12 protein-coding genes are annotated in these 14653 nt (G+C 38.3%); all 12 read right to left on the bottom strand.

The features are described from left to right. Positions 1 to 5: 5 nt before the first annotated feature. Complete coding sequence (locus tag BPR_RS06735; RefSeq protein WP_013280715.1) at positions 6 to 893, bottom strand: ParB/RepB/Spo0J family partition protein; 888 nt, start codon at positions 891 to 893, stop codon at positions 6 to 8. A gap of 29 nt (positions 894 to 922) precedes the next feature. Next, positions 923 to 2503 carry a response regulator transcription factor gene (locus BPR_RS06730; protein WP_013280714.1) on the bottom strand — a complete coding sequence of 527 codons (1581 nt, stop codon included), beginning with the start codon at positions 2501 to 2503 and terminating at the stop codon, positions 923 to 925. A gap of 3 nt (positions 2504 to 2506) precedes the next feature. Further along, positions 2507 to 4363 (bottom strand): cache domain-containing sensor histidine kinase, encoded by a 1857-nt coding sequence (locus BPR_RS06725; protein ID WP_013280713.1) that lies wholly within the window; start codon positions 4361 to 4363, stop codon positions 2507 to 2509. A 14-nt stretch (positions 4364 to 4377) separates the two neighbouring features. Then, positions 4378 to 5031, bottom strand: a complete 654-nt coding sequence (locus BPR_RS06720) for a YczE/YyaS/YitT family protein (protein WP_013280712.1) — start codon at positions 5029 to 5031, stop codon at positions 4378 to 4380. Positions 5032 to 5077: 46 nt separating this feature from the next. Next, positions 5078 to 5923, bottom strand: coding sequence for a carbohydrate ABC transporter permease (locus BPR_RS06715; protein ID WP_013280711.1), 846 nt, complete (start codon positions 5921 to 5923; stop codon positions 5078 to 5080). Then, the gene (locus BPR_RS06710; RefSeq protein ID WP_013280710.1) at positions 5916 to 6827 is read right to left on the bottom strand and encodes a carbohydrate ABC transporter permease; all 912 of its coding nucleotides are present in this window, start codon (positions 6825 to 6827) and stop codon (positions 5916 to 5918) included. The genes BPR_RS06715 and BPR_RS06710 overlap by 8 nt, the downstream gene beginning before the upstream one ends. Before the next feature lie 143 nt (positions 6828 to 6970). Then, positions 6971 to 8344 carry an ABC transporter substrate-binding protein gene (locus tag BPR_RS06705; RefSeq protein ID WP_013280709.1) on the bottom strand — a complete coding sequence of 458 codons (1374 nt, stop codon included), beginning with the start codon at positions 8342 to 8344 and terminating at the stop codon, positions 6971 to 6973. Positions 8345 to 8541: 197 nt separating this feature from the next. Next, the gene (locus tag BPR_RS06700; RefSeq protein WP_013280708.1) at positions 8542 to 9147 is read right to left on the bottom strand and encodes a 5-formyltetrahydrofolate cyclo-ligase; all 606 of its coding nucleotides are present in this window, start codon (positions 9145 to 9147) and stop codon (positions 8542 to 8544) included. After that, entirely contained in the window at positions 9144 to 9641 is a 498-nt protein-coding gene (locus BPR_RS06695; protein ID WP_013280707.1) for a hypothetical protein, read from the bottom strand. The genes BPR_RS06700 and BPR_RS06695 overlap by 4 nt, the downstream gene beginning before the upstream one ends. Positions 9642 to 9659: 18 nt before the next feature. Beyond that, the gene (locus tag BPR_RS06690) at positions 9660 to 11498 is read right to left on the bottom strand and encodes an NAD(P)/FAD-dependent oxidoreductase (protein WP_013280706.1); all 1839 of its coding nucleotides are present in this window, start codon (positions 11496 to 11498) and stop codon (positions 9660 to 9662) included. Between the two features lie 208 nt (positions 11499 to 11706). Continuing rightward, a complete protein-coding gene (locus BPR_RS06685; RefSeq protein WP_013280705.1) occupies positions 11707 to 13008 on the bottom strand; it encodes an aminoacetone oxidase family FAD-binding enzyme in 1302 nt (433 codons plus the stop codon). 2 nt (positions 13009 to 13010) lie between these two features. Beyond that, the gene (locus BPR_RS06680; RefSeq protein WP_013280704.1) at positions 13011 to 14651 is read right to left on the bottom strand and encodes an MATE family efflux transporter; all 1641 of its coding nucleotides are present in this window, start codon (positions 14649 to 14651) and stop codon (positions 13011 to 13013) included. Positions 14652 to 14653: the final 2 nt, after the last annotated feature.

Genomic DNA, 14653 nt, shown 5'->3' with positions numbered 1-14653 from the left:
TCTCCTCACTGATCATCATTATTATCAATTCTTTCAAATACCTGTATCAAATCCTTGGACCACAGTTCATCTGCATCCCTTATTTCAAACTCTTCAAACTGACTTTCCTTCCCCTTTGTTATAACAATTGAATCGTTATCTATATGAACTGTAGTTTTGTACTTATTTGCAATAAGTTCATTTATAGAAGATGACTTATTAGAATCATATAATCCCTTTTTACCGTTTCCGCATATAATTCCGTCCACATGAACAGAATATCTTCTAAACATAAGTTGTATGGTATCTATGGAATAATAATTTGACGAGTAAACCCAAATGTCATAGCCATGAGTCTTCAAATATCTAAACAGAGCCGGAACACCAAGTCGTATTCTTTTCTGTGTTTTCCTGGCGATAACACCCTTTGTCTTTTCAACAAATTCATCATAAGGCGAGCGGAACACTACTTCATCAAGATCAAGTGTAACACGCTTGTCATGATCCGACCTCTCAAGTAAGTTCTTAATATCCTCTTCAAGCATCATATTGATGACTTTGACAGGCATTCTTTTAACGCCAACTTTAATAGCCGCGCCCCATCTATGATGCCCGTTTACTAGCATATATCCCTTAGGGTGAGTTTTCATGACAATGAGAGGCTCGATAACAGGAATCCTGTTAACATTCATTTTTTCCCTGATATTCCGTTCATATTCGCCCATAATACGATAACTGGGGCCTACATCAGGATAACAAAACTCATCATCAGGATTTGGATGAATATCTGTACATTTAGCATTATGAACAATTATTTTCTCAATAAAGCTTGAGTTTACAGGAATGTAGATATCTTTTTGCTCTTCCAAAGTTTTTTTCAGATATTCCTGAAACTCAGTATTATTCATAGCCATGGCAGATTCTCCTTTCGACAGTAAAAAAATTATCTGCTTTCTTTACTCATGCTTCTAGGTGATCCCCCATAATACTTCTTAAATACATTAGAGAAATAACTTACATCATTATAGCCGACTTTTTCTGCAATTGTCTGCAATTTTTCATCAGAAGAAGATAAAAGATGTTTGGCCTTCTGCATACGATACTGGGTAATATACTCTGTCAACGTCATGTTCATTTCACTTTTAAACATTTTGCGAAGATAAGTCTGGTTCACGCAAAGCTTTTCTGAAATATCAGAAATAGCCAGATTACTGTCTGCATAGTTTTCTTCTATATACAGCCTGGCTGCATTTGCAATGTCATAGGCTTTAGACTGTTTCTTGCCCTTCTCGAATTCAATCCTCTTCCGATACAAAAAAATGACATTGTCTTTCATTTCCTCAGAAGAAGTTGCATCCGCCATGAATTTTTCAGGCAAGAACCCTTCCCCATATATCTTATCAATAGAAAAACCGCTACTGATAATATTGGTCATGAGTATGCTTATGGCGCTGGTAAAAAGATTCATATCAGTAATCGATATTGTTGTATCAGCAGCATCCTTGTTCCTGTTTAGCTTCTCCCACATATCATTAAGAGCTTTTTCTGCATCATCTGCCTGAAGCGTCTCAATATCTTTATTAAGCCTGATGATGGCATCAAGTGATGAATACGAAATATTATCCTTGCTGCTCCTGATATCCCATAGCTGTCCATATTCCTTTTCTGCCAAAAAGCCAAGTGCTCTTTCATAAGCTTTTTTGACATCAAGCATTGTCTGTGCAGGAGAAAGAGCTATCGCACTGCCTATACCCAATTGATTTTTGACTATCTGAATTATATCAGCAAATTCATAACCCTTGTAACTATATATATCGGCTTCATTGTCAAATCTCATTAGCGTGACAATATTGTTTTCAAAGTCATGGAAGATGCTGAATTTGCCATCGATATCAAGTTTATCCGCAAGCATTCTGGCAATAAGGTTTTCCCAGTTTATAAGCTGTTCTCTGGAATCTGTCTCTTTGCCTGCAAAGGCTTTAGCATCAAATCTTATAAGGGCCAGAAGGTATCCGCCTTTTGCATCATTATCACCAAATACCTTTTTCTCTAGTTCTATCGCCCCACTGTCATCGTGAAGTCCCGCATATATCAGCGCTCTTAGTTCTTCGCTGTGCTCATCCTTTTGATTATCTGTACTTTCTACTACTTTTCCTATATTATCCTGTAGCTTTAAAAGTGAAAGGATAAGCTCCTCTTTTTCAAAAGGCTTGACTATATAGTCACAGACACCAAGTTTAACAGCCTTTCTGGCATATTCAAACTCATTATTACCTGTTATCAGGATCACAGAAATAGCAGGATAATCCCTGGTAATGCGCTCTGCAAGCTCAAGCCCGTTTATATAAGGCATAGTAATATCGGTAAGTACTACATCAGGATAAAACTCTTCTATTTTATCAAGTGCCTCTTTTCCATCATGAGCTTCACAGCAAATTTCAAAGCCATAAGAATTCCAATCAATACAGCCTCTTAAGTATTCAAGAAAAATAGGCATATCATCAACAATCATTATACGTATCACTTTTTATTCTCCGAATGGCAGTGTTATAACTATAGTAGTTCCTTCATTTTCATTACTTATGATTTTCGCGCCATACTCTTTTCCAAAATATAATCTTATTCTCTTGGCAACGCTATAAAGCCCAAAATGGCTTCCACCCTTTATAGAGTCATGGTCAGTTATTTCTGCTTCCTTGGCCATTTTCTTCTCTTCGCTGTCAAAACCTTCATCCTTGCCAAGAATATCATTTAATTTCATAAGTTCAGTCTCAGGTATTCCAATTCCATCGTCCGTAACAGTAAGTTCAACAGTGCTTCCTGCATGTTTTCCAGCTACGCAGATTTTTCCTTTCCCAGACTTATTCTTAATCCCATGATAAATAGCATTTTCTACTAGCGGCTGTAGCGTCATCTTGGGAATCTTTGAATCACAAATATCCTGACTTATATCTATTTCGTAGGTAAATTTATCTCCATAACGCATAGTCTGAAGATCAAGATAGTCCCTTATTATCTGGATTTCTCTTTCAATAGAAACTATCTCTTCGCTTCCCGACAAAGAATTCTTGTAATAGTCTGCAAGCTTATGCGTAACCCTTGCCGCTTCTTTACTGCGGTTCATCTCAATAAGCATTATTATAATATCTAAAGTATTATATAAAAAATGAGGCTTAACCTGTTCCTGAATAAGGGCAAGCTCGTATTCTCTTTTCTTTTTGGCTTCCTCATCAACCTGTTTTAATAGCTCTAAGTTTTTCTGCGTCATGTAGTTAAATATTCGTCCAAGACGTCCTATTTCGTCCTTGGTCCTGAATCTGAATCTGACGCTCATATCTCCTTCAGCAATCTGCTCTGCTCCATCGTGCAATACTTTTAGAGGCTTAGTAACAAAATTGGCAGAAAACCAGACTGATATTATCAGCAAAACTGCCGTAAAAGAACCTGTTGTGAGAATTATAAATTTCAGGTCTCTTCCTGTGACATTGAATTTATTTAGATTGGTTATGCCGACAACCGTCATGTTGTATTTATCTATAGCACTTTTGGACAGAAGGTAGGTTTCATTATTGTGTCTTATCAGCTTCTCCTTTGTCGTAAGAAGGCTTTCAATAAGTTCCTCATCTTCATATATATGGTCATTGGCATTTTCTTTTTTCATGATATTACCAAAGGAATCATAGAGAAAATAATAGCTTATTTCACTTTGAGAATTTTCTATGAGGTAATCCTTGTTCATGTTTATAAAAAGATAGCCCAAATGAGTTCCTGTTACAGTGCTGAGTACATGCTTGCCAAGAGTAATAACTTCTTTTCCCTCTCTGTAAAAAGGATTTTCCGAAATATCCATCATTACTGTCTTGCCACCGGCATCTGAAAGACCAAGAACATAACTTGAGTACTTGATATTAACACTCTCAGGATAAAAGGCCGGGTCAGTCGAATAAAAAGCTCCATTCCTGTCTATAAATACTATTGAAGTAATGCCATTATAGATGAGAAGTGACTGAGAAAGTTGACTGATCACCTTGTTATCTCTAGTTACCTGTTTCATAGACTTGTCATTATAGTAGCTGCCAAATTCTATAGTAAGGTTGTTAGAACAAAGTTCGCCATTCTGTAAGACCGAAGATAGTCTGTCTGACATAATACGGATGTTTTCTTCTATCTGTTTGTCAGCCCTTTGCATGATTGCTCTGTTATAGAAAAAAAGCATCAAAACAATCAGTACCACCATTGGAATAAGTGCCACCAGAATTGTTATTGATGCAAGCTTATACTTGATAGACATGTTACGGGCATGCTCTCTTCCTGAGCGCCTGCCCTTTGGAGTATACTCCTCCATGTCTCTCAGGCTCATTTTATTAAAATCTTTATTTTCCATATTTCATCTAGTTGTTATTTTTGCTCTTTTGCCAAAAAAGGCCTTGTTATATGAACATTAAAAAACTCAATAAGCGGTCCCATAAAAAATGCAGTGATGATCGTGCCAAATCCAACAATTGTAGGAATCTGCCTGATCTGTCCCCCGGCCATGAGGAAAAGACCTATTCCTATAGCAATGCATACGAGATCAGTCATGATCCTGACATACTGAAATTTACCTTTTTTCCAGGTGTTAACAATAATAAGAGCAACCGCATCATATGTTGACACGCCAAGGTCAGCTGTCATATAAAATGCCGATCCAAAGCAAAGAATAACAACACCGATAATGAGACAGCAAACTCTGACAGCTATCCCCGGCTCAACTATAACAGTACCCAGAAACTCATAAGTAAACTGAGTAATGTAACCAAGCAGGAACAAATTTATGAAAGTTGCTATTCCGATATAATGCCTGTCAAAAATAAGAGCAAATAATAACATCACCGCATTGGCGATCACATAAAGAGTACCGAATTTGATTGGAACAAGGTAATCAAGTCCTGCCATAAAAGACTGAAAAGGGTCAACACCAAGTGCAGCTATCTTGAAGATGCCAACGCTTATTGCACATGTAATAACTCCAAACAGTGACATACCAATGCGTTTTTTTAGTGATTTATTCATAATATGTTATTCTCCGTAGGTTTTATCTAACTAGTATAACATATTATCATCCCTTAACGGCGCCGCCAATAGTCATTGCGCTTTCAACCTGTTCAGAGAATATTGAATAGACAATTATTGCAGGAAAAGAAGCAATTACCATTGTTGCACCCATTCCTCCCCAGTCAGTCGTAAATTCTCCCTGGAAGAACAACACTCCAAGAGGAAGTGTCTTGAGCTCCGGAATACTTCCTACCACAACATTCGCCAGAATAAATTCATTCCAGGCATTTAGAAATATGTATATCACAAGTGTTACAGTAGCCGGTCTGACCAGGGGCTCAATTATCATAAAAAATGTCTGATAAATATTAGCTCCATCCATACAGGCTGCCTCTTCAAGCTCCATAGGAATTCCCTTAAAGAAACCGTAGTATACCATGCATGCAAAAGCAAGGTTAATAGCTATATACGGAAAAATCAGCGACCATCTTGTCCCCATAAGATTAAACTTCTGAACCACTTTAACTACAGGGATCATTATGGCCTGAACCGGAATAAACATTCCAAGTCCCAAAAAGAGCCTTGTGAAGGTCTTAAGCTTCCATACCATTCTGCTTGTAGCATAGGAAAATAAAAGCGCACTGAAAATAGTTATAGCTACAGTTCCAACAGAAACAAGTAAACTGTTCATGAAATACAAAGGTACATCATACTTGGTCCAGGCTGTAATATAGTTTTCATAATGTAACGGCCATGGAAAACCAAAAGGATTTGTTACAAATATTTCCTGATTGGTCTTAAATGAATAAAAGAGCATCCATATCAGAGGATACAGCGAAAAAGCCGCGTAGATCCAGCAAAATGCAACAAATATATAATGCAGTGTTTTATTAGAACTTTCTTTACGCATTGCGCTTCCTCCTTGCTTTTTCTTCTTCCTTTTTCTGGTCTCTGTCTCTGAAAATAAAGTTGATCACCAGCATTACAAGCATACATTCAAGAACCATGATTGACGCCGCTGAAAGGCCGTATCCATAGTTACTCTTTTTAAATGCAGCATTGTACATCATATATGTAAGTGTAAATGTCGATTTGTTAGGGCCTCCGCCAGTCAGGATATTCATCTCAGTAAAGGCCTTGATACCACCCGTAAGTGAAATGATAAGACAGAACTTATAAGTCTCAGCAAGAAGCGGGATTGTAATCTTCATATGTGCCTTAACATTTGAACATCCATCAATTCTTGCAGCCTCATAATAATCAGAAGGGATAGACTTGATACCTGCTACTATAAGAGCGAACTGATATCCCATCCACTGCCAGGCATTTACAAATGCTATTACATAAATCGCTCTGTATCTGTCTCCGAGCCAGTTCTGCTTAAAATCAGAGCCTGCGACTTCAAAGAGTTTGTTAAGAAGTCCCTCTCCGCTTAAGATAGCGCTCCATAACTGGCATACAACTGTTACAGAGAGGATAACAGGAATAAAATATGCAACTCTCAGGAATTTTCTGCCTTTCATCTTCTTATCAGAAATTGTAATTGCAAAAATAGTTGCAAACAGCATCTGATAAACGGTTATTACTATCGCAAAGATGATCTGGTTTCTGTTTGATGTAAAGAAAACTCTATCTGTGAACAGGTCTATGTAGTTCTTAAGTCCTGTAAAATTCGGAATTGTAAGACCATTCCAATCCGTAAAACTATATGCGAATACCTGAATGATCGGAATAAAATCAAATGTGATAAAGATTACAAGTGCCGGCAATATAAATAGTAATATAGCCAGTTTATTTCCCATGTATTTTTTCATGGTTTTTCTCCCATTATTAGTGCTGTGTTAGTTAGTATGAGCTTGCAACATATTTTGTGCGGGGTCAGCAGATATAACCCCTTATTCTGCCATACCCCGCACTTATGTAACCCTTCTCTAAAAAGTTATTACCCTAGTTAATATCATTCCATTGTATCTTCAATATCCTGAATAAATTCATCAGCTGAGAACTGTCCTGAAACAAGTCCCTGTGACTCTGACTGAATTGCATCATTGAATGTTGAGTTTGTAAGTCCCCATGTAAACTTTGTTGTTGCTGTAATAGAAGGAAGTGTATCTGAAAGCTTCTTCATCATTGCAGGATATTCTGAGTCTGGTTCTTTTCCTGTATCAATAGCAACAAGTGGATTGTGTCTGTACATAACCTTTGCTTCACAGTACTTCTCTGTAATGAACTCAGCAACCTCTGCTGCAAGCTGCGCATTTTCTGAATCAGGATTTACTGCAAAACCTGAAGCTGAACCACCGCCTGAAAATACTGCTTTGCCAGCTTCATAGGAGGCAGCATCTTCTGCAGGGTAGAACATCCAGTCAACATCATCACCAAGTGTCTTAGTTGCGTCCTCAATGTACCACTGTCCGTTAATGAACATAGCAGCCTGGCCTGAAAGGAACTTCTCTGAAGCCTGGTCATAATTAGTTGTTGTAGCATCTTCCTGATAAAGGCCTGCTGCTACGAGTTCTTCCATCTTTTTGGCAGCATTTACATAACCTTCATCTGTGATGTTTGCCTTACCCTCATCAAGAGCTTTGATTCCGCCCTCTGCATATCTGGTAGCAATTACGTCATAGGCAGCAGCTGTATTCCAGCCCTCCTGACCAAAAAGTGCAAGAGGTGTGATTCCCTTAGACTTGAATACTTCAATGCAGTTAAGAAGATCATCATAGGTCTCAGGTATTTCAAGGTTGTTCTCAGCAAAAAGAGCTTTATTGTAATACCAAAGAACATATTCCTGTCCAGAGAATGGGAAAGCATAAATGTTTCCATCTTCTGCATAAGCAAGATCCTTGTTTGCATCATAAAGCTTATCAAGAAATCCTGTAGACTGAGCTACGTCGTTGAGTACCATGATCTGGTTTGACTCGCGGAATGTATTGATAATATCTGTACTTGCCTGATAGATATCAGGGAGCTGTCCTGTAGCTGCAAGAGTCTTAAGCGTTTGACCATCGTCCTGAGCCTGTACAATAAGGTTTAATTCTACATTTGGATAAGCCTCTGCAAGCTGCTCTACAGCATAATCATAAGGAACCTTTGTATCGTCGTCTGCATACTGTGTGTAAATTGAAAGTGTAACCTTGTCCCCGGAAGCTTCTGCTGTTGTATCAGCGGCTTTCTCTTCTGTCTTTGCTTCCTCTGTCTTTGCTTCTTCTGTCTTGGTCTCGGCAGCAGGCGTGTCACTTCCGGCATTTGATGGAGCCTGTGAACCACAGCCCATAATGGTTGTAGCTGCTACTGTCAGACAAACAAGAGTACTAAGAATTCTCTTTTTCATAATAAAAAACCCTTCCCTTCTCAAAATGAGTTAAGTTAAGTGACGAGGCGACTTAGGAAACTCATCACTTGATTACAGTACTCATTATAGGAAAGAAAGAGTATATAAAAAATGGAATATTCAAAATTGTTTTTGTAAATTTTAAAAAAGAATACAACTTAATATAAAAAATACAGTTTCTGAGAGAATCAAATATTCTATATGATTTCGAACTCTGTGATTATTTTATCCGGCTTAACATCATGTTCATCCAAAAGCTCACAGGGGAACTCATCAGAACTGCCATTTTCTGAGCCTTCATACAGCTGACAGTCAAAAGCCAGAGCTATTTTTTTGAAAGTGGAATGATCAGATAAAAAAGTATCATAAAAGCCCCCGCCATAGCCGATACGGTTTCTGCTTCTATCAAAAACAACTCCAGGCATAACAACAAGACTATTAAGTCCGCTATCCTTACATATTACAGATTTATCCGTAATTAAGGGTTCTCGAATTCCATAATAACCTTTGACAAAATCATCCGGATTCTCAATCTTAACAAATGTCATTTGACGGCTTTTTTTATCTGTAACCTTAGGGCAAAAGACATTTTTTCCTTTGGAAAGCGCATCTTTAATAATACCATCTGTGATCACTTCATTTCTCATAGATGCATAAATCAGAACGTTCTCAGCCTCTGAATATTCGGAGGTTTCAATCAGACTCTCCTTTATAGACATGCTTTTTTTACTAATTTCTTCTTTAGAAAGAGAGTCTCTTTTCTCTATTATTTTTTTCCTGATTGTTGTTTTATCAATATTCATAATGTATATGCCACGATCATGGAAGCAAGAAAAGCTCCCTGTGCAAGCGTATTGCAAATCTCCTCTATCCAGTTTGAGCTTGCTTTTACACTATCAAGTTTTCTTGAACACATGATCATTCCAAATAAACCAATAAATGAAACAGTAAGAAGAACCAAGGGAATAAAATGTGCCATAGCCGCAAAGAAAGCCCTTCCGCTGCCTGTTATTGCCCCCACTGCCACTCCTGCAATTATTAAAATAAACCCTGCAGGCATGCCTATTCTCATCTGCATAAAAAGAGGCCATATATTCTTATTCATGACAACTACTATTATTTTCCACACGACTTTGAGAATTCCGGCTATAAAACAAATTATACCACCTATAAGAATGGGTATGCTCGATGTCATTCTCCATAATAATAAGCATGCAGCTCCAAAAAGGAAAACCGGGATAGCATCAAAAAGCGCAAGCCCAAGAGTATAGTCCTCAGGAATTATATCTTTATTCATAGACCTAACCTCAATTTATTAGATATTCTGCGCTGCAATGAACTCTGCAACTTTCATGCCGTCCATGGCAGCAGACATGATCCCTCCTGCGTAACCAGCTCCTTCACCACAAGGATACAAGCCGCGAACATTAACAGACTGGCATGTGTCATCCCTGTTTATGCGAACAGGTGAAGATGTTCTTGATTCAACACCGGATACAAGGGCTCCGTCGCTGTTATAGCCTTTTATGATCCTGCCAAACTTTTCCATTCCCTCGACAAAAGCTGTATTAAGATCAGTTGGAAGAATAGTGTGAACATCAGCAAATACATATTCTCCGCACATATTTGGAGTATTCTTCTTGCCATCAGCAAAAGCAATAACCTGAGGTATCACATGAGCATCATTGCAATCACTTTCAGCCTTATCGGTGCCACACGCTTTTGTTTCTACATCAATTGCCTTTTTGAAATCTCCGTAGAATTCTACCGGAATCTTACCTTTTCCAAGTTCATAAGCCTTTTTCTCAAGTCTTCTCTGGAACTCAACACCTGATAAAACATCTTCACTGCCAAAATCTCTAGGATCAACGGTAATGATTATGGCAGAATTAGCATTTTTGCCATCACGCCTGCTGTAACTCATTCCATTAACAGCAAGCATGCCTTCCTCGGATGAAGCATTTACAACGTATCCTCCGGGACACATGCAAAATGAATAGACTCCTCTTCCTGCATCTGTGGTTGCAGTAAGCTTATATGGAGCAGCCATTAGTCCATCTGGCTTTTCCTGACCATATTGCGATAAATTGATAAGCTCCTGAGGATGCTCAACTCTAAATCCAACCGCAAAAGGCTTGGGCTCCATATTGACTTTCTTATCCTTTAGCATGTAGAAGGTATCTCTTGCACTATGTCCTATGGCAAGTACAACTTTGTTGCATTTAATTATTTGTTCTGACCCGGGATTATCAGTATTAGTATGGTCTTCATCATTTTGGCATAAAGACATATACTTAACACCGATAACATGGTCACCACTTGTAAGTATATCAACTACCTGACTGTTAAAATGGACTTCGCCTCCACATGCTATAATCTTTTCCCTTATATTCCTGACAACATTTCTAAGAATATCTGTTCCAATATGTGGCTTGGCTTCATAAAGAATATCTTCATTAGCACCGTTTTCTACAAATATCCTAAGCGCTTCTCTTCCTCTTCCATCCTTATCCTTGACCATGGTATTAAGCTTACCGTCTGAGAATGTTCCAGCTCCTCCTTCTCCAAACTGGACATTTGTTGATGTATTAAGCTCTCCTGTTTTCCAGAAATGCTCTACAATTCTGGTTCTTTCATCAACATCTGCGCCTCTCTCAAGGAGTATTGGCTTATAACCATTCATAGCCAGCATATATCCGCAAAATAGTCCTGCCGGCCCAGCGCCTACTATTACAACCTTATTGCTGTTTTTGTTATTATCCTTATTAACATTGCCATTTTGTTCATATACATGTGTAGCATTTTCGAGAGCTTCCGCTTCTGTAAAACTCTCTCCTATAACTTTTCTTCTAATTTCAACCTGCTCTGAAAAGCTATATCCTTTATCAGCAATTACACTTACGTTTTTGTCTCTGCACTTCTTAACTACGACATTCTCATCGCAGCCCTTAAGCGCCACATCCACCATATATATATGGAAAATATCAGGCTTCTTCCTAGCGTCAATGGAATGCCTGATAATCTCGAATTTCTCTATATTCTTTTCATTTATTCTAAGACTCTTACAAGCTTTTTTTGTTAGAATACTTCTTAATTCATTAGAATCATGATATTTCCCATCATGCTGTATTTTAATCTGATTTATTCTAATCATATCTAATCCTTTCGTAAGGCTTTGCACAAGTGGCTGCGCCGGAAGAATGTATACTCGAATCGATTTCGGTGCTACAGAGCAAAGACCATAAACCTCAAGTGCCTATGCACGCAGAGGTTTAGCCTTGGGCTTTGCGTCGTGCCCAGCACCGCAAGAGTCGAGATACATTCTCTGGTGCCCCCTTGCATCGTAACCTTCTGCGTAGCCATTACAATGAAGCTACAGTCCCTGCTATGCTTCCGCTGGTGAAAGCCCACTGAAGATTATATCCTCCGCACCTGCCATCAACATCTAATAATTCTCCAATTACAAATATTCCATGGTGATCATTAACAGCCATATCATCCTTGATATCACCAAGGCTGACTCCTCCGGAAGTAACCTGTGCCTGCTGATAGCCATAGCTCTCTGACAATTTGATCCTGTAATTCCTGTACGCATTAAAAATGCTCAGAACCATACTCTCTGAAATATTCTTCATCTTCATGGAAGCACTCATTTTCATTCGAGATACTATCATGTCATTTATATTACTATTGTAAAAACCGTTAAGAAATTCCTTAAGGCTTCTGTCATCGCGAAGTCTCAGCATTTCTTTTTCCAAAGACAAAAAGTCCTCGTCATCATAGTCAGGGAAGAAGTTAATAGAAGCATATATAGGTTTACCTTCAGCAAGAAACTTAACAATCTTACTGCTGGCCTGCATAACAGGAATTCCTGAAATACCATCTCTGGTAAACTGAAGCTCTCCATATTCAACGGCCAGTGCCTCTGTACCCAGCATAAAGGAAATCTCAGCAGTACAGCGAACTCCGTTTTCAGGCATCTGCTCATTCTGGTCACATTTAAAACCTACAAGTGCCGGATAAGTATCCTTGATATTCATACCAAGCTGTTTGCAAATATAGTATCCATCACCGGTAGACATAGTACTCTTAGCTCCGCTAAGAGAACCGGTGGCTAGAATAACTCTGTCTGCTTCATAGGAATTGAGATTTGTTACAACAGTATATTTTTCGAGTTTGTTGTCTATTTTGGCTCCTCTTGTAAGAACAGCCTCTATCTGTCTGGCATCAAGTGCCTTATCATCAGGTTCTGATCCGCTTATCTTAACTGACTTGACCTGCTCCCCATAAATAACCTTAACGCCCAGTCTCCTGATCTCATTTTCGAAAGCTGTAACAACAGTTCCAGCCTGCCCTGATACGGGATAAAGATAGCCGTCCTCGCTTTTGATAACAATGCCCAGAGATTTAAAAAAATTAATAACGTCAAGGACACCATAAACAGACAACCACTGTTTCATTCTCTTCTCTGCAGAAAGGTTGTACATTTTTTCGTTCATATTAAGATTTGATAAGTTACATCTTCCATTTCCGGTCATGGAAAGTTTCTTACCAAGCTGTGTGTTCTTCTCAATTATAGTGACATCAGCACCGTTTCTGGCAGCATAAATTGCAGCACACATTCCAGCTGCACCGCCACCGGCAACAATTATTTTTTTACCCAAAATTATTCCTCATAAAAGCTATCATGTTGTACTCTGGACGAAAACGAAATGAAAAATCTCCCTAAAGGAACAGTTTCAAGCTCATGTGTTCTAATTCCTCTAAGTACAACCATCAATAAAACATAGATAATCGCAAAAACAATTACACTGATCAGTAATGTCAGTATTTCACCTATAACATTGATCAATATTCTGTCGAGTGCAAGCAGAATAAGCCCTGCTACCCCGGATGCAAGAAATGGTATTCCAATGTTTAAAAGAATATTGGAATGTAATTTGAGCATCTTGAGTATCATAAACATACACATAATATCATAAATTAAGAAAGTGACAATCTCAGAAATGATTATAGTATATAGATCATGACCAAGGACAATTGACAATAGAACCAATAAGCCAATATGCACAGCCCATCCCACAGTCAGATTGATCGTAGTAAGAAGCTTCTTACCCATATGATTAAGAAGCCATGATACCAATACTCCGATAGACAAAAGAACTATCAAAATAGCCGCCAACCTGAAAATAGCGCTGATCTCACTGGTACTCTTTTCGAATATTGCAACCTGAATGGTATCAGCCAGAACAAAAATAGCTGTAAATACCGGTATAAGAAGCATGTAAGTAAAATGTAGAAGCTTCTTTAATCTGTCTCTTGCTCCCTCAATCTCATCTCTCTCAATTCTTGCCATTACTCTATTCCAGGATTTGACAAATGGAATGCAGCATAAGAATGCTACAAGAATAACGAAAGATACTATACGACCGCCATATGCCCCAAAGGCACCAATCATGGCATCATTATTTCCATCCTTCATCTGTAGAAAATTAAAAAACAAATTGTCAACAAGAAGCATTAAAAGGGCTGATGCATATAAATACTCAATCGGTCTTATGCTGGTATAGACGTCATTTTTATTATCAAGGTATCTTGGAGCACCATTTTTTACTATTTCAGCAATTTCTTTTTTCCTAAGCGAATAACTAATGATAATCTGAAGCAGACCTATAAACGAACCTATAAGAAGGCCAAGCATCATGCCGGAAGCCCCATAGATTGCGCTATACTCATCTCCGTGGAACAGATCATTAACTTTTTTGCCATAACTATACATGATCCCGGAAATAATTCCGCCGGAAACAAAAGAAGTTACGGATATAAGAAGATCAGAAATAACTATTGGTCTGGTATATCCAAGTCCCTGAAGATAGCCGCGAAGAACGCCCTGGGGACATAATAAAATCAGACTGACTGCTACTACTATCAGCTGAAAATAAGCTTTGCCTGATCCAAGCAGATTCCTTGCAAAATTAAAGCTCCCAAAACCGATAAGCACAGCAAGAATAATCCCCGCCACAGAAAACATTCTCATTGATCTCTTCATATTTGTCTCAGCATTTAAAAACTGAGATCTTCTGGCGCGAAGCCTGACCATAACATAAACTGACTTCTGAGCAGCCAAAACAAATGAAATATATAGTAAAAAGAAAAGAGTATTGGGAACACAACAAAAGCCTGCTCCCATATCCCCAAATATTCTCACTGATATAATGTTAAATAACATCATAATGCAAATGGACCAAAAGACAGTAGACGTGAGTATATCCGGCCTGATCCTCTTTTCCTCAGTGTAGGTCTTCATAC

It is taken from the genome of Butyrivibrio proteoclasticus B316, from assembly GCF_000145035.1.
In the GTDB taxonomy this organism is placed as follows: Bacteria; Bacillota; Clostridia; order Lachnospirales; family Lachnospiraceae; genus Butyrivibrio; species Butyrivibrio proteoclasticus.
This window is presented reverse-complemented; position numbering and strand designations above follow the sequence as displayed.

Coding starts and splice junctions, on each gene's coding strand:
- BPR_RS06725 (WP_013280713.1), bottom strand. CDS start 4,363: ATGGAAAATAAAGATTTTAATAAAATGAGCCTGAGAGACATGGAGGAG.
- BPR_RS06705 (WP_013280709.1), bottom strand. CDS start 8,344: ATGAAAAAGAGAATTCTTAGTACTCTTGTTTGTCTGACAGTAGCAGCT.
- BPR_RS06710 (WP_013280710.1), bottom strand. CDS start 6,827: ATGAAAAAATACATGGGAAATAAACTGGCTATATTACTATTTATATTG.
- BPR_RS06735 (WP_013280715.1), bottom strand. CDS start 893: ATGGCTATGAATAATACTGAGTTTCAGGAATATCTGAAAAAAACTTTG.
- BPR_RS06680 (WP_013280704.1), bottom strand. CDS start 14,651: ATGAAGACCTACACTGAGGAAAAGAGGATCAGGCCGGATATACTCACG.
- BPR_RS06700 (WP_013280708.1), bottom strand. CDS start 9,147: ATGAATATTGATAAAACAACAATCAGGAAAAAAATAATAGAGAAAAGA.
- BPR_RS06690 (WP_013280706.1), bottom strand. CDS start 11,498: ATGATTAGAATAAATCAGATTAAAATACAGCATGATGGGAAATATCAT.
- BPR_RS06715 (WP_013280711.1), bottom strand. CDS start 5,923: ATGCGTAAAGAAAGTTCTAATAAAACACTGCATTATATATTTGTTGCA.
- BPR_RS06720 (WP_013280712.1), bottom strand. CDS start 5,031: ATGAATAAATCACTAAAAAAACGCATTGGTATGTCACTGTTTGGAGTT.
- BPR_RS06695 (WP_013280707.1), bottom strand. CDS start 9,641: ATGAATAAAGATATAATTCCTGAGGACTATACTCTTGGGCTTGCGCTT.